General features: G+C 62.2%; 25 protein-coding genes and 1 pseudogene. 19 read left to right on the top strand and 7 right to left on the bottom strand.

Going from position 1 to position 24,738, the window contains the following annotated elements:
• Nucleotides 1–32: 32 nt before the first annotated feature.
• The 9 genes from BDD18_RS22180 to recQ all read left to right on the top strand — a co-directional run bounded on the left by BDD18_RS22180 (nucleotide 33) and on the right by recQ (nucleotide 7,698).
• Nucleotides 33–191 carry a hypothetical protein gene (locus tag BDD18_RS22180; RefSeq protein WP_170207432.1) on the top strand — a complete coding sequence of 53 codons (159 nt, stop codon included), beginning with the start codon at nucleotides 33–35 and terminating at the stop codon, nucleotides 189–191.
• 300 nt (nucleotides 192–491) lie between these two features.
• On the top strand, nucleotides 492–863 hold the full coding sequence (locus tag BDD18_RS19260) for a zinc ribbon domain-containing protein (RefSeq protein WP_142085263.1): 372 nt from the start codon (nucleotides 492–494) through the stop codon (nucleotides 861–863).
• A 49-nt stretch (nucleotides 864–912) separates the two neighbouring features.
• On the top strand, nucleotides 913–1,293 hold the full coding sequence (locus tag BDD18_RS19255; RefSeq protein ID WP_211360838.1) for a TM2 domain-containing protein: 381 nt from the start codon (nucleotides 913–915) through the stop codon (nucleotides 1,291–1,293).
• A gap of 110 nt (nucleotides 1,294–1,403) precedes the next feature.
• Nucleotides 1,404–2,186 (top strand): hypothetical protein, encoded by a 783-nt coding sequence (locus tag BDD18_RS19250; RefSeq protein WP_244939160.1) that lies wholly within the window; start codon nucleotides 1,404–1,406, stop codon nucleotides 2,184–2,186.
• A 282-nt stretch (nucleotides 2,187–2,468) separates the two neighbouring features.
• Nucleotides 2,469–3,764, top strand: coding sequence for a DUF445 domain-containing protein (locus tag BDD18_RS19245; RefSeq protein ID WP_142085261.1), 1,296 nt, complete (start codon nucleotides 2,469–2,471; stop codon nucleotides 3,762–3,764).
• A gap of 8 nt (nucleotides 3,765–3,772) precedes the next feature.
• Nucleotides 3,773–4,843 (top strand): hypothetical protein, encoded by a 1,071-nt coding sequence (locus BDD18_RS19240; protein ID WP_142085259.1) that lies wholly within the window; start codon nucleotides 3,773–3,775, stop codon nucleotides 4,841–4,843.
• Complete coding sequence (locus BDD18_RS19235; protein ID WP_142085257.1) at nucleotides 4,840–5,283, top strand: hypothetical protein; 444 nt, start codon at nucleotides 4,840–4,842, stop codon at nucleotides 5,281–5,283. Before BDD18_RS19240 ends, BDD18_RS19235 begins: the two co-directional genes overlap by 4 nt.
• Before the next feature lie 15 nt (nucleotides 5,284–5,298).
• Complete coding sequence (locus BDD18_RS19230; RefSeq protein ID WP_211360836.1) at nucleotides 5,299–5,562, top strand: PIN domain-containing protein; 264 nt, start codon at nucleotides 5,299–5,301, stop codon at nucleotides 5,560–5,562.
• A gap of 246 nt (nucleotides 5,563–5,808) precedes the next feature.
• Nucleotides 5,809–7,698, top strand: a complete 1,890-nt coding sequence (gene recQ, locus BDD18_RS19225; RefSeq protein WP_142085255.1) for a DNA helicase RecQ — start codon at nucleotides 5,809–5,811, stop codon at nucleotides 7,696–7,698.
• 101 nt (nucleotides 7,699–7,799) lie between these two features.
• Here recQ and BDD18_RS19220 read toward each other — a convergent pair whose 3' ends face one another.
• The 5 genes from BDD18_RS19220 to BDD18_RS19200 form a co-directional block, all read right to left on the bottom strand.
• The gene (locus tag BDD18_RS19220) at nucleotides 7,800–10,037 is read right to left on the bottom strand and encodes an NADP-dependent isocitrate dehydrogenase (protein ID WP_142085252.1); all 2,238 of its coding nucleotides are present in this window, start codon (nucleotides 10,035–10,037) and stop codon (nucleotides 7,800–7,802) included.
• Between the two features lie 170 nt (nucleotides 10,038–10,207).
• Nucleotides 10,208–10,924 carry an anaerobic ribonucleoside-triphosphate reductase activating protein gene (locus tag BDD18_RS19215; protein WP_244939159.1) on the bottom strand — a complete coding sequence of 239 codons (717 nt, stop codon included), beginning with the start codon at nucleotides 10,922–10,924 and terminating at the stop codon, nucleotides 10,208–10,210.
• Nucleotides 10,914–11,105 (bottom strand): anaerobic ribonucleoside-triphosphate reductase, encoded by a 192-nt coding sequence (nrdD, locus tag BDD18_RS19210; RefSeq protein WP_044397112.1) that lies wholly within the window; start codon nucleotides 11,103–11,105, stop codon nucleotides 10,914–10,916. Before nrdD ends, BDD18_RS19215 begins: the two co-directional genes overlap by 11 nt.
• 98 nt (nucleotides 11,106–11,203) lie before the next feature.
• Complete coding sequence (locus BDD18_RS19205; protein WP_142085250.1) at nucleotides 11,204–13,222, bottom strand: ribonucleoside triphosphate reductase; 2,019 nt, start codon at nucleotides 13,220–13,222, stop codon at nucleotides 11,204–11,206.
• A 163-nt stretch (nucleotides 13,223–13,385) separates the two neighbouring features.
• A complete protein-coding gene (locus tag BDD18_RS19200; RefSeq protein ID WP_044397110.1) occupies nucleotides 13,386–13,811 on the bottom strand; it encodes a hemerythrin domain-containing protein in 426 nt (141 codons plus the stop codon).
• A 257-nt stretch (nucleotides 13,812–14,068) separates the two neighbouring features.
• Here BDD18_RS19200 and BDD18_RS19195 point away from each other — a divergent pair.
• The 3 genes and pseudogenes from BDD18_RS19195 to BDD18_RS19185 form a co-directional block, all read left to right on the top strand.
• A pseudogene (locus BDD18_RS19195) lies at nucleotides 14,069–14,194 on the top strand (helix-turn-helix domain-containing protein); the annotation flags it as partial.
• A 92-nt stretch (nucleotides 14,195–14,286) separates the two neighbouring features.
• Entirely contained in the window at nucleotides 14,287–14,490 is a 204-nt protein-coding gene (locus BDD18_RS22315) for an AAA family ATPase (RefSeq protein WP_066696802.1), read from the top strand.
• 571 nt (nucleotides 14,491–15,061) lie between these two features.
• Nucleotides 15,062–15,298 carry a hypothetical protein gene (locus BDD18_RS19185; RefSeq protein WP_244939158.1) on the top strand — a complete coding sequence of 79 codons (237 nt, stop codon included), beginning with the start codon at nucleotides 15,062–15,064 and terminating at the stop codon, nucleotides 15,296–15,298.
• Nucleotides 15,299–15,436: 138 nt separating this feature from the next.
• Here BDD18_RS19185 and BDD18_RS19180 read toward each other — a convergent pair whose 3' ends face one another.
• Nucleotides 15,437–16,870 carry a diguanylate cyclase domain-containing protein gene (locus BDD18_RS19180; RefSeq protein ID WP_142085248.1) on the bottom strand — a complete coding sequence of 478 codons (1,434 nt, stop codon included), beginning with the start codon at nucleotides 16,868–16,870 and terminating at the stop codon, nucleotides 15,437–15,439.
• 180 nt (nucleotides 16,871–17,050) lie between these two features.
• Here BDD18_RS19180 and BDD18_RS19175 point away from each other — a divergent pair, with 180 nt between their 5' ends.
• The 4 genes from BDD18_RS19175 to BDD18_RS19165 all read left to right on the top strand — a co-directional run bounded on the left by BDD18_RS19175 (nucleotide 17,051) and on the right by BDD18_RS19165 (nucleotide 21,496).
• Nucleotides 17,051–18,250: a threonine ammonia-lyase gene (locus tag BDD18_RS19175; protein WP_142085246.1), complete on the top strand. Its 1,200-nt coding sequence runs from the start codon at nucleotides 17,051–17,053 to the stop codon at nucleotides 18,248–18,250.
• 74 nt (nucleotides 18,251–18,324) lie between these two features.
• The gene (locus tag BDD18_RS22175; protein ID WP_167336948.1) at nucleotides 18,325–18,468 is read left to right on the top strand and encodes a hypothetical protein; all 144 of its coding nucleotides are present in this window, start codon (nucleotides 18,325–18,327) and stop codon (nucleotides 18,466–18,468) included.
• An 83-nt stretch (nucleotides 18,469–18,551) separates the two neighbouring features.
• A complete protein-coding gene (gene queC, locus BDD18_RS19170; RefSeq protein ID WP_142085244.1) occupies nucleotides 18,552–19,259 on the top strand; it encodes a 7-cyano-7-deazaguanine synthase QueC in 708 nt (235 codons plus the stop codon).
• 365 nt (nucleotides 19,260–19,624) lie between these two features.
• Nucleotides 19,625–21,496, top strand: a complete 1,872-nt coding sequence (locus tag BDD18_RS19165; protein WP_142085242.1) for a phosphoenolpyruvate carboxykinase (GTP) — start codon at nucleotides 19,625–19,627, stop codon at nucleotides 21,494–21,496.
• Between the two features lie 249 nt (nucleotides 21,497–21,745).
• Here the strand turns inward: BDD18_RS19165 and BDD18_RS19160 are convergent, their stop codons facing one another.
• Nucleotides 21,746–22,186, bottom strand: a complete 441-nt coding sequence (locus BDD18_RS19160; RefSeq protein ID WP_142085240.1) for a hypothetical protein — start codon at nucleotides 22,184–22,186, stop codon at nucleotides 21,746–21,748.
• A gap of 128 nt (nucleotides 22,187–22,314) precedes the next feature.
• On the opposite strand from BDD18_RS19160, the gene BDD18_RS19155 reads away from it, so the two are divergent.
• The 3 genes from BDD18_RS19155 to BDD18_RS19145 all read left to right on the top strand — a co-directional run bounded on the left by BDD18_RS19155 (nucleotide 22,315) and on the right by BDD18_RS19145 (nucleotide 24,738).
• Nucleotides 22,315–23,274, top strand: a complete 960-nt coding sequence (locus BDD18_RS19155) for a LysR family transcriptional regulator (protein ID WP_142085238.1) — start codon at nucleotides 22,315–22,317, stop codon at nucleotides 23,272–23,274.
• Nucleotides 23,275–23,341: 67 nt separating this feature from the next.
• Entirely contained in the window at nucleotides 23,342–24,190 is an 849-nt protein-coding gene (locus tag BDD18_RS19150; protein WP_142085236.1) for a metallophosphoesterase, read from the top strand.
• Nucleotides 24,191–24,315: 125 nt separating this feature from the next.
• The gene (locus BDD18_RS19145; RefSeq protein WP_142085234.1) at nucleotides 24,316–24,738 is read left to right on the top strand and encodes a universal stress protein; all 423 of its coding nucleotides are present in this window, start codon (nucleotides 24,316–24,318) and stop codon (nucleotides 24,736–24,738) included.

Here is a 24,738-nt window from a genome sequence, read left to right as displayed (position 1 = left end):
CCCCATTACCCCGCCTGACAAGGAACCACGCCATGAACAACCAACCTTCGCCCCTGGAAACCCTGGCCGCCTTCGCCATCGTATTTGCAGCAGGTGTTGTGTCCACCGCCACGCTAGGCACCTACATCGGCCACCTGCGGCGCAAAGTGGCCAGCAGCCTGGGCCAGCGTAGCGTTGACGATGGATCTTGATTCAGGATGCAACCACCCAACCCGTTCACGCTGAGCCTGTCGAAGCGCCACACCAAGCTCGGCCCAGCGCAGCCCTGACGGGCACTCCAGGTGGAAAGATGCCAAATCAATAAGCCACAGCCCTGCCACATGGCGATGCGGATGACGCGGCAACAAGCCTGCTACCGACTCCACACCGCCTAGAAGGCAACCCGCCCAACACCACATTTTTGAACCTGTGCCCCCGCACAGGCAGGGCGAAGCCTTGCCTGCACACAAGAGCCAACGAACGCATTCACCACTGCCACCTGGAAACACACCATGTCTTACTGCAGAGCCTGCGGACACCAAATCCACGAATCCGCCCTGAGCTGCCCGCAATGCGGAGCCGTGCAAGCGCCCGGCCACCACGCCCAACCAGCGCGATCCAACCATGGGCCAGATACCCCATTGCCCGGCACCCTGTGGCTACCCGTACCCGCCCTGATCTGCAGCGCCATACCGCTGTTAGCCCTGTTCGACTCCAACGGCTGGGACCAAGACCAATTGCTGGGCTCATTCCTGTTCATCACCGCCGCAACCGTGCTCGCCAGCGTCAGCCTGGCCAAGCAAACGCGCGGCAAAGGCATGGCCATCGCTGCCCTGGTGATGGCCGCCATTGCCCTGCTGGGCACCTGCGGCACCCGGCTTTGAAGGCACCCACCGCATGACGCCCCAACCCATTTCAACCCTCGGAGCCACCATGGACCAAGCCCCAGAAACCACCATCAGCCAAATGACCTATTGCCATGGCTGCAGCAAACCCCTGCACATCACCGCTGTCGCCTGCCCCCAATGCGGCTCACCACAACGCCAAGGCCGGGCATCACCACCCAACACACAGCTGCCGCCAGAGAAAAGCAAAGTCACCGCTGGCATCCTGGCCCTGCTGCTGGGCGGCATCGGCATCCACAAGTTCTACACCGGCGCATGGGGCTGGGGCATCGTCTACATCGTGCTGTGCCTCACCTACATCCCCGCCCTGGTGGCGCTGGTCGAGGGCATCCGCTACCTCACGCTGAAACAGCCAGAGTTCGCACAAAAGGCCGCGCGCATGGACGGGCCGTTTGCCTTCTTGTGGTGATAAGCCAACCCCCACAAAAAAACCGCTCACCGCACCTGAAACCTGCCCCACGCCCGCTTAAACTTTTAGAAACAATTGGCGTGAGGCTCCTTTTTTAACGAGCCCATCAAATGTCTTTCAAACAACCTCTCACCCTGACAGCTGCCACACTCGCCACCCTGCTCAGCACAACGATCCATGCCGAAGCCGTTGAAGGATTGCTCGAAAAAGGTGCCACCCACTCCGCACTCTTCACCGTCAGCCCAGAATCTGGCGACTTGGTGGGCTATGCCGTCAAAAACGCCTCCCCCGCAGGCAAAGCCATCCTGAAAAATTGCCTTCCCGGCATGCTGTGCAAGGTTGAAAAAGCCACCTCTCGCATATTGGATGAGACTTCAGCGCTCACATTTTCAGAGCAACCCATGGGCTGGTACGAAATCACTAAAGCCCAAGGCCCCATCGGCGTCGAAACACTGGTACACGGCTACGAATCGGCCGTGAAAACCCGCTTTGGCACCGTAAGCGTGCGCGACGACGACAAGGCCCTCCTCTTCAAAGGCAAGCCCGTGCAGCCCGCCATCGAAGGCAACAGCAACCTGCACATCGTCGCCCGCTACGAATGGGGCGCTGACGACGTATTGCTGCTGCAAGACACCGGCGGCAGCGCCTGCCCAGCGCAATTCCGCATCGTGCAATTCAGCGCCAAGGGACTCAAAACATCGCCCGCATTTGGCACCTGCTCCGACCTCATCTACCCCAGCTTCGACGTCAAAACGGGCGTGACAGTGGCGATGGTGGGGTTTGCCGGGCCGTTTGACAGCGCGGCTGCGCAGAAGAAGGCGGGGATGAGCAAGGCGGTGTATCGGTGGGATGGCAGGGGGACGTTGATGGAGAACGGGCGGGTGGTGCGGTGAACCCGCACAAGCACCGTCAAGGAGCGAACCATGCCCGTAGCGCCCCCAACATCCACTTACACCTGCCCGGCATGCCATTGGTCGAAAACGGTACAACCCCGCAGTGACTGCATGTTTGTGGGGGTTGACTACTTTGCCGAGTGCCCTAGCTGCGGCCATGCGCCGCTCGGAGCGTCAAGCCCAAATTTTTTGCAACTCTTGGCACTGCAGATGCGCAAGCTGTGGTGAATTCATTAGCCATTGCAACCGCCAAGATTCCTGGATTTTTCAAAGTGAGTAACCATGGGAGATGTGAAATTGAACCGTGACAAAGAAGCCGAATTGCGCCGCATGCAATATTTGGCACTGGGATGTTTGGCGTTGGCGATGGTGGTGTTCATCGCCACACTCTTTATGCCGTCTACCTTTGCAACGCGGCTGATAAAAGCAGGTGCCGAAGCCGCCATGGTGGGCGGTCTGGCCGACTGGTTTGCCGTGGTGGCACTGTTTCGGCATCCTTTGGGCCTGCGCATTCCGCACACAGCCATCATTCCGCAGAGCAAGAATCGCATTGCCACCAATTTGGCTGACTTTGTTCGCGAAAAATTCCTCAACCCCCAGGTACTGACCGAGCTGATTCAGCGCAGTGACCCTGCGCAACGCTTTGCCAGTTGGCTATCTACCCCATCCAATGCGCGCAGGGTTGGGCGGCACGCTGCCAATTTAATGGGCAACTGGCTGGATCTGGTGGACGACAAGCGCATTCAGGCCTTTATCAGCGATGCGACCAAAGCCGTGGTTGGCAAGCTGGATTTCTCGCAGGCGCTGGGATCGGTGTTGGAAATGCTGACCAAAGGCGGGCGTCACCAACAGCTACTGGACGCTGCGCTGGGTTTTGTCGCAGAGAAACTGCGCGATCCAGCGTTGCGAGAGAAAATAGCGCAGCGTGTGGTGAATTGGTTGAAGTCAGAGCACAAATGGAAGCAGATGCTCTTACCCACAGAATGGATAGGCGATCAAGCGGCAGAAGCCGCTAGCTCGGGACTGAACCGTTTTTTGGACGAAGTTGCTAACAGCCCCACGCACGAACTGCGCGAGACATTTGATCTTGCACTAAAAAAACTGGTGAGAAACCTGAAAACGAACGAAGAGTTTCGGCGTAAGGGTGAAGAGATCAAAGAGTACATACAGAGTAACCCTGAACTGGCGAATTACACACGCAGCCTATGGCAAGCGCTACGCGACTGGCTGTCCAACGACCTGGAAAGCAGCTCATCCCAACTGCAACAGCAAATCGAGCGCATGGGCTTGTGGCTGGGACAAAAGCTGGCAGAAGATCAAGAGTTGCGCACCTCCATTAATGAACACATGCAAGCATTGGCCAGTGGCGCAGCACCACAATTTGCAGACTTTTTGACAGGCCATATTAGCGACACCGTGCGCAAATGGGATGCTCAGGATATGTCGCGCCAAATTGAACTCAGCATTGGCCCTGATTTGCAGTACATCCGTATCAGCGGCACCGCTGTGGGGTGCGTGATTGGGATTTTGCTGTTTTTGGTGTCACATGTGGGTGAAATTACCCTGTTCTTGAAATAAGGAAAATCATGGCACTTCCGTTAATTCCCATTGCGTTTGGCGTGAGCGCCTTGGCATCCGCAGTTACAGGGCTCAAGAAAGGCTGGGATGCCAAAAAGAACTACAGCACGGCACAAGAGTGGATAAAAACCTCCGAGCAGCAACTACGCGATACAGCGAGCGCCTTGGATGCTCGTCGAGAAGAAGTCTGCGTCCAATTGAATGGACTGGGCACGCAGCGGCTGCAGATCGTGAGCAAAAGCATCGCGAAGTTTGCCCAGTTGATGAATCAAATCGCTGGCAGTGATTTCGGCGAAATTCGGATCGATGGCTACGACATGCCCGTTGAGGTCATCCCGAAGAGCGAGCTGGAAAATGCGAGCTACCAAGCCACGGATTTTCTTCAACACGGAGTTCAAAGTGCTGCTGCTGGCGCCATGGTGGGAGCTGGTGTGGGGCAAGCAGTCAGTATGTTGGGAATGGCGTCTACAGGGACGGCTATCTCAAGCCTTTCAGGTGCCGCTGCAACCAATGCAACGCTTGCATGGCTAGGTGGTGGATCTCTTGCATCTGGCGGGCTGGGCATGGCTGGCGGCACTGCAGTGCTAGGCAGCGTCATGGCTGGCCCAGTGCTATTGGTGATGGGCTATTTAGCAGCAGGCAAATCAGAAGAAGCGCTAACCAAAGCACTCACTCACTCCGCCGAGATAGATAAAGCTGTGGAACAACTTGCCAGCATGAGCGTAGCGCTCGATGCTATAGATACACGCACCCAAGAACTCGCCCGGGTATTGCAAACACTGGATGAGCGATTTCAAGCCGCAGCCAATCGTGTTTCTCGCATGGTTGGCAGAGTACGTCGTGATCGTGAGGCGATTTATCTGGATGAAGGTCGTCCGCTGCCAGAAGGCCTCGCAACACAGAAAATTGAATATGTAAAGCTATCGGACAAAGACCAAAGCAGCTTCAATGTGATGATTGCTTTGGGCTCAGCTCTTTACCGTGTCGCCAAAGTTGAAATTTTGGACAGTGAGGGACGAGTGACCGACAAGAGCGCGAAGACGATCGAAGAAATGCAGCATTTATTGGAGCAAGCATGACAAAAAAAAGTCTAGCCAACACATTGGTGCACAGCTTAATGGGCAAGGGTGGTAAAGCTACTGCGAAGCAAGTACCAGGACTTCAGCTCATAGAAGGCGTTGGGAAGATGCACGACGCCCACTCCGATTACCAAAAGCTGCGTGAGCAAGAAAAAACAAAACGGGTGGCCATATTGGCTGACCGTGATGCCACCATTGAGCAAATCCGCACCCAGCGTGATGTCATCAAACAAGCCTTGTCAGAAGCATTTGAATTGCGGAAAACAGGGCTTCAAGCTCAAATCCATGCCATGGACAAAGCTTTAGACAGCGGCAATGTCGAAGCTTTGCATATTGTCATGGATGGCATGGTGAAAACCATCCAAAGCTCACCATTCAAAGACATTGCCGATATGCGCGAAAAACTCTCTGACGAGAATTTTGTTTTGCGACTCAAATAGTCCACAGCCTGCAAAGTGCGTGCATTCACCTGGCTGGGTCATGTGCAGGCTGGCTTTGGGCAGTGGGCTTTGCCCTCCACACGCGACACCGCCGGATATTGGGCCCGCTTGTGCGCCCAGTCCGAGGCTACGGGCAAGCCCATGGCGGCTTTCGATTCGTTGATTGCTGCGACGGCGCTGAAACATGGCTTGGCCGTGGTGACACGCAACGTCAGCGACTTTGCCCACGCGCCTGTGGTGCTGCTCAATCCTTGGGACATCGCCCCCAGCGCACAATAAGCACGCTGCAGCGCCCCGCAGCAGTCTGCAGCAGGCGCCGTCCATTCCTCTATTGGTTCGATAATCCGGCACCTGCAAAAGCGCTGGAGCGATGAAATCCGTTGGGCCAGGGCCCTATGCGCCCTGGCTTCGACAAGCTCAGCCCGAACGGTTAGGGTGTGCTTCGGATTTCGCCGTTTTCAAACCAAATTGGCCTCTAGCGCTTATCCGAAAGGCGCTAGCAGCTATCAAATTCAGAGCATTCTTTTGTCCACCCGCGTTCCTTCAGCACAGTCTCCCGCCCATGCCGTCTTGCAAGACGTGTTCGGCTACGAACAGTTCCGAGGCCCGCAGCAGGCCATCGTCGAACATGTGATTGGCGGTGGCGACGCCTTGGTGCTCATGCCCACAGGCGGCGGCAAGAGCCTGTGCTACCAGGTACCTGCCATCGTGCGCCAGCGGCAGGGCAAGGGCGTGACCATCGTGGTGTCGCCGCTGATCGCGCTGATGCACGATCAGGTGGGTGCGCTGCACGAAGCGGGGGTGGATGCGGCGTTTCTCAACTCCACGCTCGACTTTGACGCCACGCAGGACGTGGAGTGGCGGCTGCAAACCGGCCAGATCACGCTGCTGTATGCCGCGCCCGAGCGGCTGAACACGCCGCGCTTTCTGGGCCTGCTCGACAGCCTGTACGACAGCGGTAACCTGTCGCTGTTCGCGATTGATGAAGCCCACTGTGTGAGCCAATGGGGGCACGACTTCCGCCCTGAGTACCGGGCGCTCACGCTGCTGCACGAGCGCTATCCACAGGTGCCGCGCATTGCGCTCACGGCCACGGCCGATGCCCTGACGCGCGAAGACATCATCGAGCGGCTGCAGTTGCAGGACGCGCGCCTGTTCATCAGCAGCTTTGACCGGCCCAACATCCGCTACACCATCGTCGAGAAGAAGGACGCCACCACGCAACTGCTGCGCTTCATCGAGCGTGAGCATTCGGGCGAGGCAGGCGTGGTGTATTGCCAGTCGCGCAAGCGCGTGGAAGAGCTGGCCGCCACGCTGCAGGATGCGGGCATCAACGCCCTGCCCTACCACGCGGGGCTGGACACCAAAGTGCGCCAGAACCACCAGGACCGCTTTCTGCGCGAGGAAGGCATCGTGATGGTGGCGACGATTGCGTTTGGCATGGGCATCGACAAGCCCGATGTGCGCTTTGTGGCGCATGTGGACATGCCCAAGAACATCGAAGGCTACTACCAGGAAACCGGCCGCGCGGGCCGTGACGGGCTGAACGCCGATGCCTGGATGGCTTATGGCCTGCAGGACGTGATGAACCAGCGCCGCATGATCGACGAGAGCCCGGCGGGTGAGGAGTTCAAGCAGGCGTTGCGCGGCAAGCTCGATGCCCTGCTGGCCCTGGCCGAAGCCACCGACTGCCGCCGCGTGCGACTGCTGGCTTACTTTGGCGAGGCATCCACACCCTGCGGCAATTGCGACAACTGCCTGAACCCGCCCGCCGTGTGGGATGCCACGGACGCCGCACGCAAGCTGCTGTCCACCATCTACCGCGTGCAACAGGCCAGCGGCATCGGCTTTGGTGCTGGGCACATCATGGACATCTTGCGGGGCAAGAAGACGGACAAGGTGGCGCAGTTCGGGCACGACAAGCTCTCCACCTTCGGGATTGGCGCAGACCTGACCGAGCCCCAGCTGCGCGGCGTGCTGCGCCAGCTGATTGCCACCGGGGCTGTCGGCCTGCAGAAGGTGATGCTGGACAGCGGCATGAGTTTTGACACGCTGTCCCTCACCGAAGGCTCACGCGCCGTACTCAAGGGCGAGGTGCCGGTGCAACTGCGCGAATCCGTCTCGGCCGCCGCGCCCAAGCGCACCCGCAAGAGCAGCGCCCCACCAGCCGCCGCCGCCAACCTGGGGCCCGACGCGCAGGTGCGCTTCATCAACCTCAAGGCCTGGCGCGCCGAGGTGGCCCGCGAACACAACCTGCCCGCCTACGTCATCTTCCACGATGCCACGCTGGCAGCCATTGCCGAGCGCAACCCCGCTTCGCTGGACGACCTGCAGGGCATCAGCGGCATGGGCGCGAAGAAGCTGGAAGCGTACGGTGCTGAAGTGCTGCGGGTGTGCGCGGCAGCGGCCCAATGAAACAAGCACCCACCATGAAAAAGAGGCGCTGCAAGCAGCGCCTCTCAGGCTGAAAACTCGGCATTGAGGGCCCGCAAGCCCCCAAGACGTCCAGTTGCTCGTCAGCCCAGCACGGCCTTCAGTGCGTTGTTGAACGTCTGGCTGGGGCGCATGATCGCGTCCAGCTTGGCCGTATCGGGCAGGTAGTAGCCGCCGATATCGACAGGCTTGCCTTGTACGGCGTTCAGCTCGTCTACGATCTTCTGCTCGTCGGCAGCCAGCTGCTTGGCCAAAGGTGCGAACTTGGCGGCCAGTTCGGCGTCTTCGGTCTGCGCGGCCAGCTCTTGTGCCCAGTACAGGGCCAGGTAGAACTGGCTGCCGCGGTTGTCCAGCTGGCCGGTCTTGGGGCTGGGGTTCTTGTTGTTGTCCAGCAGCTTGCCGGTGGCGGCATCCAGCGTCTTGGCCAGGACCTTGGCCTTGGCGTTGCCGGTCTTGATGCCGAGGTCTTCCAGCGACACGGCCAGTGCCAGGAATTCACCCAGGCTGTCCCAGCGCAGGTGGTTTTCTTCCACCAGCTGCTGCACGTGCTTCGGAGCCGAGCCGCCGGCACCGGTTTCGTACATGCCGCCACCAGCCATCAAAGGCACGATGGACAGCATCTTGGCCGAGGTGCCCAGTTCCATGATGGGGAACAGGTCGGTGAGGTAGTCGCGCAGGATGTTGCCGGTGGCGCTGATGGTGTCCAGGCCACGGATCACGCGCTCCAGCGTGTAACGCATCGCACGCACCTGGCTCATGATCTGGATATCGAGGCCGGTGGTGTCGTGCTCGTGCAGGTACATCTTCACCTTGGTGATGAGCTGCGCCTCGTGCGGACGGTACGAGTCGAGCCAGAACACCACGGGCATGCCGGAGTTGCGGGCGCGGGTGACGGCCAGCTTCACCCAGTCGCGGATCGCGGCGTCCTTGGTCTGGCACATGCGCCAGATGTCGCCTTGCTCCACGTTCTGGCTCAGCAGCACTTCGCCGGTGGCCAGGTCGGTGATGTTGGCCACGCCGTCTTCGGGGATCTCGAAGGTCTTGTCGTGGCTGCCGTATTCCTCGGCCTGCTGGGCCATCAGGCCCACGTTGGGCACGGTGCCCATGGTCTTGGGGTCGAACGCGCCGTGCCACTTGCAGAAGTTGATCATCTCCTGGTAGATGCGGGCAAAGGTCGATTCCGGCATCACGGCCTTCACGTCCTTGAGGCGGCCGTTGGCGTCCCACATCTTGCCGCCGTTGCGGATCATGGCCGGCATGGAGGCGTCCACGATGATGTCGTTGGGCGAGTGGAAGTTGGTGATGCCCTTGGCGGAATCGACCATGGCCAGCTCGGGGCGGTGCTCATGGCAGGCGTGCAGATCGCGCTTGATCTCTTCCTGCTTGGACTGCGGCAGCGTGGCGATCTTGTTGTACAGATCGACCATGCCGTTGTTGACGTTGACGCCCAGTTCCTCGAACAGCTTGCCGTGCTTCTCGAACGCTTCCTTGTAGAAGATCTTGACGCAGTGGCCGAACACGATGGGGTGCGAGACCTTCATCATGGTGGCCTTCACGTGCAGCGAGAACATCACGCCGGTCTTGCGTGCGTCTTCGATTTCCTTTTCGTAGAAGGCCAGCAGCGCCTTCTTGCTCATGAACATGCTGTCGATCACTTCGCGGTCGAGCAGGCTGACCTTGGGCTTCAGGATGATGGTCTTGCCGCTCTTGGTGATCAGCTCCATCTTCACGTCGCGGGCGCGGTCCAGCGTCATGGACTTTTCGCCGTGGTAGAAGTCGCCAGCGTGCATGTGCGAGACGTGCGAGCGCGAAGCCTGGCTCCACTCGGCCATGCTGTGGGGGTTCTTGCGGGCGTATTCCTTGACGGCCTTGGGGGCGCGGCGGTCGGAGTTGCCTTCACGCAGCACGGGGTTCACGGCAGAGCCGATGCACTTGCCGTAGCGGGCCTTGATTTCCTTCTCTTTGTCGTCCTTGGGCTGGTCGGGGTAGTCGGGCAGCGCATAGCCCTTGGACTGCAGCTCGGCAATGGCCGCCTTGAGCTGGGACACCGAAGCAGAGATGTTGGGCAGCTTGATGATGTTGGCATCGGGCTGCAGGGTCTTCTTGCCCAGTTCGGCCAGCGTGTTGGGCACGCGCTGTTCTTCCTTCAGGTACTCCGGAAACTCCCCCAGCACCCGTGCTGCGACCGAGATGTCGCTCTCGGTCACGTTGATACCCGCCGGGGCCGCAAAGCTGCGGACGATGGGCAGGAAAGACGCAGTGGCCAGGCGTGGCGCTTCGTCTGTCAGGGTGTAGATGATGGAGGGTTGCTGTGTACTCATGACTTGTCTCGAGGAACAGGAGTGGAAAAGCCACCGGCCCGCAAAACAGACCAGCGACAGCGATCAAATTCGAATGGTCTCCGATTCTGCTTGCGCCGGGCTGTCTAAATGCCCTTTTTTTGCAATGGATTCTCATAATGCAAAAAAACAGCCATCGGAGGCCAGTTTTTTTACCCAACAGCCCCTCTTTGGCCGCCCCGAACCTCAAAACGCGGGATTTGCGCCCCCACCGGGGCCGCCACGGTCGAGGGCGTCACATCGGGCGCGCCGGGGACACGGCGGCAAACCTGCACGGCCCAGTGGCGCACGCCCTGGCCAGCCAGCTGGTCGCCCAGGGCCTGAAGTTCTTGCGCCTCATACAGCCCGGCGTGCCAGGTGGTGCGGCATTCAAACGCGACGGGGCTGGCCTGCAAAAGGGTCAGCGATTCAAACGCACGGGCACCGCTGCCCGGCACGCCGGTGATGTCGGCATAGCGGTGCTCTGGGCCTTTGATGTCGAGCCCCACCCAGTCGAGCAGGGGCAGCACAGCGGCCAGGCGCTCGGGGTACATGCCGCCGGTGTGCAGGGCCGTGGCAAAGCCCAGGGCGCGCACTTCTTCCAGCGCCTGCGGCAGGCCCGCTTGCAGGGTGGGCTCTCCGCCCGAGAACACCACGCCGTCCAGCAAGCCCTGGCGCTTGCGCAAGAAGGCCAGCACCTGCGGCCAGTCCATCTCGGCGGGCGTGGTGGCGTCGAGCAGTTCGGGGTTGTGGCAATAGCTGCAGCGCCAGGGGCAGCCCTGGCAATACAGCACGGCCGCCAGCCGACCGGGGAAGTCGATGGTGGTCAGCGGCGTGATGCCGCCAATGCGCAGCGTGTGGGCCGGGGCAGGGCTGGGGTTAGCGGGCACAGCCGCGCTCGCTGAAGAACTGGCGCTCGTGGTGCTCGCCCTGCTTGCCCGTGTTGAAGCTGGCCACGGGGCGGTGGTAACCCATCACGCGGGTCCACACCTCGCAGGGCTGGCGTTCGGCGTCGGTCAACTGCACGGCGGCGGCCAGGGCGGTGTTCTCGGTGGTGGAAACGTGGGTCATGGCAAAACTCCTTGGTGGGTGGTTGGGAATCAGGTTGCTTCAAAAACAATAGCTGCTAGCGCTTGATAGATAAGCGCTGGAGCCCTGTTTGGCTTGTACTACGCTGCCAGCTGCGCACGCTTGGCGGCCAGCCGCTCTTCATCGCAGCGCGGGCAGAACGGGTGCTCGCCCGCCAGGTAGCCGTGTGTGGGGCAGATGGAGAACGTGGGTGTGACGGTGATGTAGGGCAGGCGAAAGTTCGTCAGCGCCCGTTTCACCAGCTCGCGGCAGGCGGCGCCGCTGGACAGGCGCTCGCCCATGTACAGGTGCAGCACCGTGCCGCCGGTGTATTTGGACTGCAGCGCCTCTTGCCGCATCAGCGCCTCGAACGGGTCGTCCGTGAAGCCCACGGGCAGTTGGGACGAGTTGGTGTAGTACGGCTGCTCGGCCGTGCCCGCTTGCAGGATGGCGGGCCAGCGCTTTTTGTCTTCTTTGGCAAAGCGGTAGGTCGTGCCCTCGGCGGGCGTGGCCTCCAGGTTGTAGAGGTGGCCAGTTTCTTCCTGGAACTGCGCCATGCGTTCGCGCACGTGGTCGAGCAGGCGCAGGGCCAGCGCGTGGCCAAAGTCGCTGGTGATGTCTTCGCGGCCGTGCGTGAAGTTGCGCACCATCTCGTTGATACCGTTCACGCCCAGCGTGCTGAAGTGGTTGCGCAGCGTGCCCAGATACCGCTTGGTGTAGGGGAACAGGCCCTGGTCCATCAGCCGCTGAATCAGCTTGCGCTTGGTCTCCAGGCTTTGCTTGCCCAGTTCCATCAGGCGGTCCAGCGCGGCAAACAGGCCCGCTTCATCGCCCGCGTGCTGGTAGCCCAGGCGCGCGCAGTTGATGGTGACCACGCCCAGGCTACCGGTTTGCTCGGCGCTGCCGAACAGGCCGTTGCCGCGCTTGAGCAGTTCACGCAAATCCAGCTGCAGGCGGCAGCACATGGAACGCACCATGTTCGGCTCCAGCTCGGAATTGATGAAGTTCTGGAAGTACGGCAAGCCGTACTTGGCCGTCATGTCGAACAGCAGCTGCGCGTTCTCGCTCTCCCACGGAAAGTCTTTGGTGATGTTGTACGTGGGGATGGGGAAGGTGAACACGCGGCCCTTGGCATCGCCCGTGGTCATCACGTCGATGTAGGCGCGGTTGATGAGGTCCATCTCCACCTGCAAATCGCCGTAGGCGAAGGGCATTTCTTCACCTGCGATCACCGGCACCTGCTCGCGCAGGTCTTCGGGGCAGGTCCAGTCGAAGGTGAGGTTGGTGAACGGCGTCTGAGTGCCCCAGCGCGAGGGCACGTTGAGGTTGTAGACCAGCTCCTGAATGCACTGGCGCACGGCGGCGTAGTCCATGGCATCTTTGCGCACAAACGGGGCCATGTAGGTGTCGAACGAAGAGAACGCCTGCGCACCCGCCCACTCGTTCTGCAGCGTGCCGAGAAAGTTCACGATCTGCCCCACGGCGGAACTCATGTGCTTGGGCGGCCCCGCCTCCACCTTGCCGGGCACGCCGTTCAGGCCCTCGTGCAGCAGCGTGCGCAGCGACCAGCCCGCGCAGTAGCCGCTGAGCATGTCCAGATCGTGAATGTGGATGTCGCCATTGCGGTGCGCCTCGCCGATCTCAGGCGTGTACACGTGCGACAGCCAGTAGTTGGCCGTGACCTTGCCCGCCACGTTCAGGATCAGCCCGCCCAGCGAGTAGCCCTGGTTGGCATTCGCGCTCACGCGCCAGTCGGCCCGCGTGAGGTATTCGTTGATGGAGCTTTCCACATCCACCAGCGTCTGCCTGTCGGCGCGTAGCGTGGCGTGCTGCTCGCGGTAGACGATGTACGCGCGCGCGGTGGCCAGGTGGTTGGCGGCGATCAGCGTCTGCTCGGCCACGTCCTGGATCTGCTCCACCGTGGGCGCTTCGCCATGAAAGCGGTGGATCAGCACCTTGGTGACCTGCGCGGTGAGCAGCGCGGCTTCTTCGGCGCCGTATTCACCCGAGGCCTGGCCTGCGCTGGCCAGTGCAGCGCGGATGCGTTCTGCGTCAAAAGGAACGCGCTGACCGCTGCGCAAAACGACCTCGCGGGGCAAGGTAACAAGGGTGGATGCCATGGGTTTGACCAATCTACGAGATGGAGTAAAACACTACCTATGGTGTCCACGATACCCATCAAACACCATAGGTAGTTTGACCCAACACAAACGCACCGGTAAGCGAGGGTAAAAAAAGCCGGCCCACAGGCCGGCGAAAGCAATGCGCGCGGGCGCGGCGCTGTCAGGCGTGCACGGCCTCTTGCTCCTCGATGCGGGGGTAGAAATCGCGGTCTTCGCGCTGCATGCGTTCGTACACCTTGCGCAACACCACGTTGGCTTCGGCGCGGAAGCCCTTCTCGTCGGTGCGCAGGCTTTCAGCCGTGTTCCAGCGGCGCGCAAAGGCGTCGTAGGCGCTGGCGATCGGGCCCATGTCGCTCTGGTACTGGCGGCCCATGCGCGCCAGGCTGGCATTGCCGCTGCGCTGCAGGGCAGGGTACAGCGCCTGGTCTTCCACCGCCAGATGCAGCTTGATGGTGCTGCTCATGGCAACGATGCGCTGCGCGATTTCGGCCGCATTGCGCTCCACCCCGGCGTGGGTCAACTGCCGCAGCAGATCGATGCTGCGCAGGATGTCGAGATGCTGGTGCTTGAATTTGTCGATGTTCACGGAAGGACTCCTTGGGTGATGAAACGGGCACGGCGGGTGGTGCGCCAAAGCGCACGCGCCACACCGATGGGACACCCTTCCATCGCAAGCTGCAGGCCACCGCACTCTTCTTTATGAATCAAGGGCTTGCAGGCATTACGGTCATTTTCACCATCACTATTCATGGTTCAAGATACCCATCCATGGTGATAAATACCCTGGCTGTCGAAGCCGTTTTCGCCGACCTGGTGACCGAGCAGCCGCAAGCCGTGCGCCTGCAGCGCCAGTGCATCCAGGCCGCCCTCGCCCGCCACGGCGGCAACCGGGCGGGCGCTGCCCGCGAGCTGGACATCGACGCGAGCAACCTGCACAAGCTGGCGCGCCGCCTTGCGCTGAAGGATTAGCTATCAAAAACATAGCTGCTGGCGCTTTCTGCATAAGCGCTGCAGGCCAATTTAATTCAAACTTCTGCGCAGCCCCGTAAGATGGCCCCGCCATGATCGACCAACGCCATCGCCAGAACCTCAATACCTGGCGCGACAGCGGCGCGGTGCAGCTGGCGCCCGTCACCATGCTGCTGGGCAGCAACTCGTCGGGCAAGTCCACGTTGCTGCAGAGCCTGCTGCTGCTCAAGCAGACCGTGGCTTCGCCCGACCGCACCATCCACCTGAACCTGGGCGGGGACGAAGCCAACGACTAATTTCACTTTGGCGGCTTTGATGCGGTGCTGGCACGCGGCGCAGCCGCGCCGTGGCCATCCAGGCGCTGGAACTGGCCACCGTGGCGCGGCGCTTTCGGGCCGTGCGCCCCGAGCGCGACTATGTGTGGAACAAGACCGCCCCGGGGGATGTGGGCAGCGACGGCCGCCAGGCCATCGACGCACTGCTGGCCAACGCCCTGCTGCCGTCCGAGCACCAGGGCAGCGTGCTGCGCAGCGTGTCGCACTGGCTGCAGCGCATGACCGACCTGGCCGACCGCAAGATGGTGGCCGCCGCCCTGGCCGCGCTGGACGCGGGCCACGCCACCCGGATCACCAACGCCGCCGACACCGACTGGATCGACTGCCAGCAGGCCCTGCAAGCCGTGGGGCTGAAGGTGGAAAACCTGCTGCCCGACTGGCTGCAGGCACGCTGGCGCCAGAAACACCCGCCCCTGCGGCGCGCAAAAATAAGAGGATCTATGCCCGATTTCTTCCGCTTCCCCCGCACCCCCCACATCGCCTGGCTGGCCACGGGCGCGCCGCGCGACGACGCAACGCCTGGGCCGCAGAGATGGGCTTCAAGACCGTGCCGCGCCTGTACGCAGGCGAAGTCACACTGGACCAGTTACGCGACTGGGTGCACGCCCACGACAGCCAGTTCCGCCAGGGCCATCTCGAAGGCATCGTGGTGCGGCGCGAGAACGCCGACTGGCTGGAAAACCGCGCGAAACTGGTGCGCGCGGACTTCACGCAGACGATTGAGGCGCACTGGAAGAGCCGGGCGCTGGAGTGGAACCGGGTGGTGTGAGCGAGAAGACGCCGCTGTTGCACACGGCGCGGTGATTTACATCAAAATGGCCTCTAGCGCTTATGCAGCAAACGCCAGCAGCTATCATTTTTTGAAAAACCCACCACGCATGGCGTGTGCCCGCCGCCCGTGTGCCGATCAGCCCGCAGCGGCAGGGCCCGGCGCACACTGGATCCGGTTGCGGCCCTCTTCCTTGGCCCGGTACATTGCCGCGTCGGCCCGGTCAATCACTGCGTTCTGGCTTTCATCACGTCCACGGAAGACCGCCACGCCAATGCTGGCGGTGCATTCATGCCGGATGGACGGGGCGGAGGGCGCGGACTGAAGCACGTAGGGCTCGGCCAGGCGGGTGCGGACCTTCTCCGCGATGGCGACCGCCTGTTCGGCGGCCTCGCGGGGTTGCGTGCTCAATTCGCTCAGCAGCACAACGAACTCGTCGCCGCCAAAGCGGGCCACGGTGTCGGCTTCGCGCACGCAGGCTTTCAGGCGCTCGGCCACTTCGATCAGCAGCAGGTCGCCCACACCGTGGCCATAGGTGTCGTTGAGGGGTTTGAAGTTGTCGAGGTCAAGAAACAGCAGGGCGCCATGGCGCTGGCTGCGTTTGCTGGCCGACATGGCCTGCTCCAGGTGGTCCAGCATCAGGCGGCGGTTGGCCAGGTGGGTCAGAGGGTCGTGGAAGGCGAGCTGGTGGACCTGTTCTTCCAGGCGCTTGCGCTCGGTGATCTCGCGGGTGATGCCGTGGTAGCCGATGATCTCGCCCTGCGCGTTGCGGTCGGGCTTGGACAGCACCTCGCCCCAGATCAGGCGGCCGTCCTTGCAGCGGTGTTCCACCTGGAAGCGCAGGAATCTCTCGGTACCGCCTGCCGCGTCCTCCATCGCCCTGAGCCGAAGCATGCTCTTGATCACCTCGACACCTTCTTCGGTGAACATCTCGAAGACCGAGTGCCCCACCACCTCATCGGCCCGAAAGCCCCGCAGCTTTTCGTCTGCCGGGCTGATGTAGGTGAGGACGAGCTGGCCGTCCGTGCGCCAGAGCACGTCCTGGGCGTCTTCGGTCAGCAGGCGGTACAGGGCCTGGCTTTCTTGCAACGCCTGGGTGCGCTCGGCCACCAGGGCCTGCAGGGCGCTGTTTTGCTCCTGCAGGCTCTGGAGGGGGTAGATCTCGCCATCCTGCACGCTTTGGTACGGGATGGAATAGCTGCAGTGCGCGATCAGCCACTCGGCGTCTTCCAGACGGAAGGTCAGCACCAGCCGCGCCACCTCCTTGGCAAGTTGATGCACGCCACTGGGCAGGTGGATGTGGAAGCAGGCGGTTGCGACAACGACGTCGTTGCACAGGTCCTGCAGCGCAAGGTCGAGCATTTCGATGCGAATGCGGCCCGGCACCTGCGCAAAGTCCTGCCGGGTGATGCGCACCCATTCCTCCCGCTCACGGATCAGCCGACTGCCGCTGCCGGAGTATCCGGTGAAGCTCTGGCTGAAGCGCGCGGTGAGCCGGTCGTCCCGTGCGGCGTACATCTCGATGTAATCGTCGAACAACTCGCGGATCTTGCGCTGTCTTTCTGGGTGCATGGTCTAAAAATCCTGGTGCTCGGGCTTTTTCCGGGACAGCGGTCCTGGCTGCTGCAATGTCTCGCGACGATACGCTTTGTTACTTTACATCGCCACCCGCCAGTTCTGCGAATGTATGCGTGAGGCATGTACCGCAAAAATGGACCTCGCCGTGCGACATTTATTGCCACAATGCCGCACATGATCACCCTTCAAGACATCCAGGATGCCGCACTGCGCCTACAAGGCCAGGTGCTGGACACGCCGTGTGTGGAATCCCGAACGCTCTCGCAGATCGTGGGCGCGCAGGTGTTCCTCAAGTTCGAGAACCTGCAGTTCACCGCTTCGTTCAAAGAGCGCGGGGCCTGCAACAAGCTCACGCTGCTCACGGCCGAGGAGCGAACGCATGGCGTGGTCGCCATGAGCGCAGGCAACCACGCGCAAGGGGTGGCCTACCACGCGCAGCGCCTGGGCCTGCGCGCCGTCATCGTGATGCCGCGCTTCACACCCGGCGTGAAGGTGGAGCGCACGCGGGGATTTGGCGCCGAAGTCGTACTGCACGGCGACACGCTGGAAGAGGCCCGCGCCCACGCCTACATGCTGTCGGACACGCAGGGCCTGACCTTTGTGCACCCCTACGACGACGAGGCGGTGGCAGCGGGCCAGGGCACGCTGGGGCTGGAGATGCTGCAAGCCGTGCCTGACCTGGACACGCTGGTCATCGCCGTGGGCGGCGGCGGGCTGATTTCGGGCGTGGCCACGGCCGCCAAAGCGATCAAGCCGGGCATCGAGATCGTGGGCGTGCAGACCGCACGCTTTCCGGCCATGGTCAACGCCGTCAAGGGTACGCACCACCCGCAGGGCACCTCCACCATCGCTGAGGGTATTGCCGTGGGCACGCCGGGCAAGATCACGCAAGAGATCGTCAAGCGCCTGGTGGACGACCTGGTGCTGGTGGACGAGGGCGACATCGAGCAGGCGGTGCTGATGCTGCTGGAGATTGAAAAGACCCTGGTCGAAGGCGCAGGGGCGGCTGGCCTGGCGGCGCTGGTGCGCTACCCCGAACGCTTCAAGGGCAAGCGCGTGGGCCTGGTGCTGTGCGGCGGCAACATCGACCCACTGCTGCTGGCCGCCATCATCGAGCGCGGCATGGTGCGCTCAGGGCGCCTCGCGCGCATCAAGGTCAGCGCACGCGATGTGCCCGGCGTGCTGGCGCGCATCACCGCCACCGTGGCGGACGCAGGTGCCAACATCGAGGAAGTGCACCACCAGCGCGCCTTCACCATGCTGGCCGCACAGAATGTGGAAATTGAGCTGGTGCTGCAAACGCGGGGCAAATCCCACGTCGAGCAGGTGCTGGACCAGTTGCGCACCGCCGGCATGGAAGCCGCGCTCATGTGAGCGCCACGCGGCACAACGCAACCCCGTGGCAGAACCGCTAGAATCGGCCAACTTTCAGCATTGGAGCAATCACCATGTCGGATCACACCTCGCACAACTCTTCCGAGCCATCGTCTGACCCCGTGGAAAACGTGGTCTCCGCCATGCCCGTGGTGCTCCCCGTGGTGGGCGGCATCATGATGTTCCTGCTGGCATTCATCGCCGTGAAGATGGCCTGAGGCATTGCCCACGCCCATCCCACAAGCCCCGCACTGCGGGGTTTTTTTTCGTCTGCACCCCGCTTTTTCGGAAGGATTCCCCCATGCGCTCTGGCCACGCACTTGTCTTGTTCTCTGGCGGACAAGACTCCACCACCTGCCTAGCCTGGGCACTGAGCCAGTTTGCGCATGTCGAGACCATCGGCTTTGACTACGGCCAGCGCCACCATGTGGAACTGCAGGCGCGCCACGCAGTGCTCGAAGCCATGCGCAGCCAGTTCCCGCAGTGGAGCAGCAAGCTCGGGGACGACCACATGCTGGATCTGAGCGTGCTCGGCCACATCAGCGACACGGCCCTGACCAGCGAGACCGAAATCCAGATGACCGCCGCAGGCCTGCCCAACACCTTCGTGCCGGGCCGCAACCTGCTGTTCTTCCAGCTGGCGGCGGCCGTGGGCTACCGGCGCGGTCTGCACACACTGGTGGGCGGCATGTGCGAGACCGATTTCTCTGGCTACCCCGACTGCCGTGACGACACCCTCAAGGCCTTGCAGGTGGCGGTGTCGCTGGGCATGGGCCAGCGCTTCACCATCGAGACCCCGCTGATGTGGCTGGACAAGGCCCAGACCTGGGACCTGGCTCGCACCCTGGGCGGCGACGCGCTGGTGGACATCGTGCTGGAGCAATCCCACACCTGCTACCACGGGGTGCGCGAAGAGCGCCACGCCTGGGGCTACGGCTGCGGCACCTGCCCCGCATGCGCCCTGCGCAAGGCTGGATTTGAGCGATGGAACGCCACTCTGGCCCGCTGATCAAGACAAGGACCTGCTGGGGTGGCAGCAATCATGATGCATAACCCCATGCAATTTTTGCATTGTTTTGACCCGAGTCTGACAGACAAATTGGCGGCAGATTCATAAAATCGTCATCCCAGCCGACCCGCGGAATGCGTGGAGACGCCTCCAACCCGTGGGGCCTTCGCATGTTCTGCCCGCCGACTGAGCACAGGCGCAGGGCCTGCAAGTGCTTGTGAAGGCGGCATTTGCGGAGCTCTCTGTCGAAAAGCCGTTTTTTCAAAGGCAGCGCTCAGCATCGCAATTGCGCCAGGTCTTTGCCGTCGTGAACCGCCCGGTTCGCTTCCTTTGGAAAACCGTTTTTTCAACTTAGGAAGCTCCCGATGAACGCACCCACCATGCAGGGCCTGAACCTCAACGCCCCCGCTTACGTCAAAAACCCGCGCCTGCTGGCCTGGGTGGCCGATATGGCAGCCCTGTGCAAGCCCGACAGCATCTACTGGTGCGACGGCTCCAAGGAAGAGTACGACCGCCTGTGCGACCAACTGGTGCAGGCTGGCACCTTCAAGAAGCTCAACCCTGCCAAGCGCCCCGGCAGCTTCCTGGCCTGGTCTGACCCATCGGACGTGGCCCGCGTGGAAGACCGCACCTACATCTGCTCGGCCAAGAAGGAAGATGCCGGCCCCACCAACAACTGGATGGACCCTGCTGAAATGCGCGCCACGCTGCAGCCGCTGTTCGACGGCTGCATGAAGGGCCGCACCATGTACGTGGTGCCCTTCAGCATGGGCCCGCTGGGCAGCCACATCGCCCACATTGGCGTGGAGCTGACCGACAGCGCCTACGTGGCCGTGAACCAGCGCCTGATGACTCGCATGGGCAAGGCCGTGTACGACGTGCTGGGCGTGGATGGCGAGTTCGTGCCCTGCATGCACACCGTGGGCGCGCCCCTGGCCGCTGGCGAGAAAGACTCCACCAGCTGGCCTTGCAACCCCAAGGTCAAGTACATCGTGCACTACCCAGAAACACGTGAAATCTGGTCGTACGGCTCGGGCTACGGCGGCAACGCGCTGCTGGGTAAAAAGTGCCTGGCCCTGCGCATCGCCTCCACCATGGGCCGCGACCAAGGCTGGCTGGCCGAGCACATGCTGATCCTGGGCGTCACCAACCCCGAAGGCAAGAAGTACCACGTGGCAGCCGCCTTCCCCAGCGCCTGCGGCAAGACCAACTTCTCGATGCTGGTGCCGCCCGAGGCCGGCTTTGCGGGCTGGAAGGTTACGACCATCGGCGACGACATCGCCTGGATCAAGCCCCATGCCGACGGCAAGATGTACGCCATCAACCCCGAGGCGGGCTACTTTGGCGTGGCCCCCGGCACCAACATGCACACCAACCCCAACTGCATGCGCAGCCTGGACAAGGACGTGATCTTCACCAACGTGGCCCTGACGGATGACGGCGACGTGTGGTGGGAAGGCATGGAAAAGGACACCGGCAAGCTGCCCGATCACCTGATCGACTGGCAAGGCAAGGACTGGACTCCGCAGATCGCCAAGGAAACCGGCGCCAAGGCTGCGCACCCCAACTCGCGCTTCACCGTGGCCGCCACCAACAACCCCGCGCTGGATCCACAGTGGGATGACGCCAATGGCGTGGCCATTGACGCCTTCATCTTCGGCGGCCGCCGCTCCACCACCGTGCCGCTGGTGACTGAAGCCCGCACCTGGACCGAAGGCGTGTACATGGCTGCCACCATGGGCTCTGAAACCACCGCCGCCGCTTTTGGCGCCCAAGGCGTGGTGCGCCGCGACCCGTTTGCCATGCTGCCGTTCTGCGGCTACAACATGAGCGACTACTTCCAGCACTGGTTGAACATGGAAGGCCAAATCGCCGCCACCGGCAAGGCGCTGCCCAAGGTGTTCTGCGTGAACTGGTTCCGCAAGGACGAGGCAGGCAAGTTTGTGTGGCCTGGTTATGGCGACAACATGCGCGTGCTTAAGTGGATGATCGACCGCATCGAAGGCCAGGCACAAGGCCAGGAAACCATGTTCGGCGTGGCGCCACAATATGCCGAGATCAACTGGACGGGTCTGGACTTCAGCGCCCAGCAGTTCGCTGCGGTGACCAGCATCGACAAGGCCGCCTGGGCCGAAGAGTTCAAGCTGCACACGGCCCACTTCGAGCAGCTGGCGTACCACCTCCCTCAAGCGCTGCTGGACACCAAGGCTCAACTCGAAAAGCGTTTGTCTGCGTAAGCAGCTCCGCCAACACACGGCAGCCCGCGTTGGGCTGCCCAGCCAAAAAAGCTGACCCACCATGCGGTGGGTCAGCTTTTTTTCATGGCGCATTGAAACCTTATCCTGGCAGCGCTGAACTCCGTGGGGAAGACCCGGCCTCGACGTTCCGGCTCGATTCCACGGGCCCATGAAAAAAGCCATGGACGCTCAGGGCGACCATGGCTTTTTGCAGAAAGTGGCAGTGTTTGTGCTGCCCTTCCTGATGGATCAGTAGTAGCGGCGAACGTCCTGCACGGTAGCAATGCCCATGGCGTGGTTCAGTTCAGCCATGATGCGTGGGTCTTGCATCGCCACTTGCCATGTGCGTGCGTCTTCGGCAGCGCGGCGACGGCGCTCCGCCCAAGCCTGGGTGCCAGCGCGCAGGGCAACGGCCATGCGGCGTGCGGGCAGGGTCAGCAGGGCCAAAGCGGCAAACGCCACCACCCACAGCACCATCCAGGCGGCCAGCAGGTGGCCTTCGCTCCAGGTGTCGATCACCTGGTTGGCCACGACCATCAGCGCTGAAACCACAGCGGCCAGCAGCAACGACGCAGCACCACGCGCGCCGTCGAAATTGTGCGCAATGTCCTTGATGGCGGCAGCGGCGTTTTCAGCGCGAACGACGCCAGAGTGTTCAGTGGGGTAATCAACGTGTGCGAAGCTGGTCATTTTGGTAGTCCCTTTTCAAACGCTTTTGGCGAGATTGCCGGGCGAATGCATGAATCTTAGGGTTTACCCTTTATCTATTCAAATTTATATTTTGAATTTTTTACATTCATATCAGTGATGATTGAAAGATGACCTCGCATCTGAACTTTCGCTCGCTCGATCTGAACCTGCTGCGTGTGTTCGATGAAGTGATGGCGGAGCGCAGTCTGACCAAGGCAGCGCACAAGCTTTCCATCACCCAGCCCGCCGTGAGCAATGCCATGCGCCGCCTGCGCGACGTGGTGGGAGACGAGTTGTTGGTGCGCAGCGGCCAGGGGGTGGAGCCCACCCCCCGGGCGCTGGCACTGTGGCCCAGCGTGCGCGATGCGCTGGCGCTGCTGCAGGAGTCCCTGGCGCCCGGCAACTTTGAACCCGCCACGGCCACATCCACCTTTGTGCTGGCCATGGCCGACGCGACGGCCGCCACGCTGGTGCCGCCGCTGGTGCAAATCATTGAACGCGAAGCGCCGGGCATCTCCGTGCGGGTCTTGCCGCTCACTACCCGCGACCCCCGGCGGCTGCTGGACGAAGAGTCTGCCGACATGGCCGTGGGTTACTTCCCTGCAGCCCTGGCCGACCTGACTGCCCGCGCCCAATCGGGCGGGGCGGTGGCCTATGACAGCCGCCGCCTGTACGACGGCGAGTACATGTGTGTGATGCGCCAGGGGCATCCGCTGGCCACGGGCGAGTTGAGCCTCGACACCTACTGCGCAGCGCGGCACATGCTGGTCAGCTTTTCCGGGCGGCCGTTTGGTTTCATTGACGAAGCCCTGGCCTCGCTCGGGCGCACCCGGCGGGTGGTCATCACCGTGAACCAGTTCTTCACGGCGGGCCGGGTGGTGGTGGGTTCAGACCTGCTGACCGTGCTGCCGCGGCATTTCATCCCGGTGACGGGCATTGCCGACAAACTGGTGCAACGTCCCCTGCCGCTGAATGTGCCTGCCGTGCACGTGGATGCCCTGTGGCGCCGACGCGGGCCGCAGGAAAAGGCCATGGAGTGGCTGCTGCACGCCCTGGCCCGATCAGCCCGCAGCATGTTTCGTGACTGACAACACCCGCAGGCCCACAGTACGCCTGAGAACCTGTCCAAAAGCCCTCACGGCCTACACTGCACCCATGAAGATTCAGCTGCTGTCCGACCTCCACCTGGAAGCCCATCCCCACTTTGTGCCAGAGCCCGCACCGGGCGCCGATGTACTGGTGCTGGCGGGCGACATTGGTTCCTACCAGGAAGGCGGCCAGCTGGGCGATGAAGATTTCGGCCTGGCCCGGTTTTCACCGTTACCTCAGTGGGGTGCGTGGCCCACACCCGTGCTCTTCGTGCCGGGCAACCACGAATACGACGCGCAAGATTTCGACGAAGCCCACCAGCGGCTGCGCCGTACCTGCGACAAGCTGGGCATTGCCTGGCTGGAACGCGAAACCCTGGTGCTAAAACAGGTGCGCTTTGTGGGCACCACGCTCTGGAGCGACTTTGACGCGCTGGCCGACCACGAACAAACTGACTCGCTCACCCGGCGCCTGCAGCTGCGCGACAAGGCTTTCAGGGCGGCCAACTTTTACCTGCGCAAAACCGGCGGCACCCGCAGCGGTGAGCCCTTTCTGGCCGAACCCATGCGTGCGCAAGCCCTGGCTTGCCAGGAATGGTTGCAAGCGGCGCTGAGCACGCCGTTCGCGGGGACCACCGTGGCCGTCACGCACTTCGCCCCCAGCCTGCGCAGCGCAGACCCGCGCTACGGCCTGGTGCCCGGTACCGCAGGCTTTTGCAACGCACTGGACCACCTGCTGCCCCACGCGCAACTGTGGCTGCACGGCCACCTGCATGCGCCCAGCGATTACACCGTGAGCGGCACCGACCCAGCCACCCAGAAAGCCTGGCAATGCCGGGTGGTGGCGAACCCGCTGGGGTATGCCCGCAAGGGGGAACAGGCCACCTTTCAGAGTCAGCTCTGCCTCACCGTATGATCGGGAGCAAAGGCCTCTGACTTCTACGAAGGTCTTTTGGCGGCGCACGACGAAAAATATGACCCAGGTCAAGACAACAACCGCCTGCGCGCATTAGTCTGAACAACATCAACCTGGAGCTTTCCATGAACATTCTGCTTGCTGTCGACGGCAGCGCCTACACCAAGAAAATGCTGGCCTATCTCGCCACCCACGAAGACCTGCTGGGCGCCAGCCACAGCTACACGGTGTTGACAGTGCAGTCGCCCCTGCCCCCCCGTGCACGCGCTGCCCTGGGCAAGGAAGTGGTGGACAGCTACCACGCTGAAGAAGCCGACAAGATCATGGCGCCGGTGGCCAAGTTCCTCGGCCGCCATGGCGTGGAAGCCAAGTGCATGTACAAGGTGGGCCCCGTGGGCGAAACCATCGCCAAGGTGGCAGACACCGGCAAGTTTGACCTGCTGGTGATGGGCTCCCACGGCCACGGCGCACTGGCCACGCTGGTGGTTGGCTCGGTCACTACGCAAGTGCTGGCCCACTGCAAGGTGCCACTGCTGATCGTTCGCTAA

The sequence above is a fragment of the Acidovorax temperans genome, assembly GCF_006716905.1.
In the GTDB taxonomy this organism is placed as follows: domain Bacteria; phylum Pseudomonadota; class Gammaproteobacteria; order Burkholderiales; family Burkholderiaceae_C; genus Acidovorax; species Acidovorax temperans.
The sequence above is the reverse complement of the archived record's forward strand: the minus strand, read 5'-3'. Positions and strand labels throughout refer to the sequence as shown.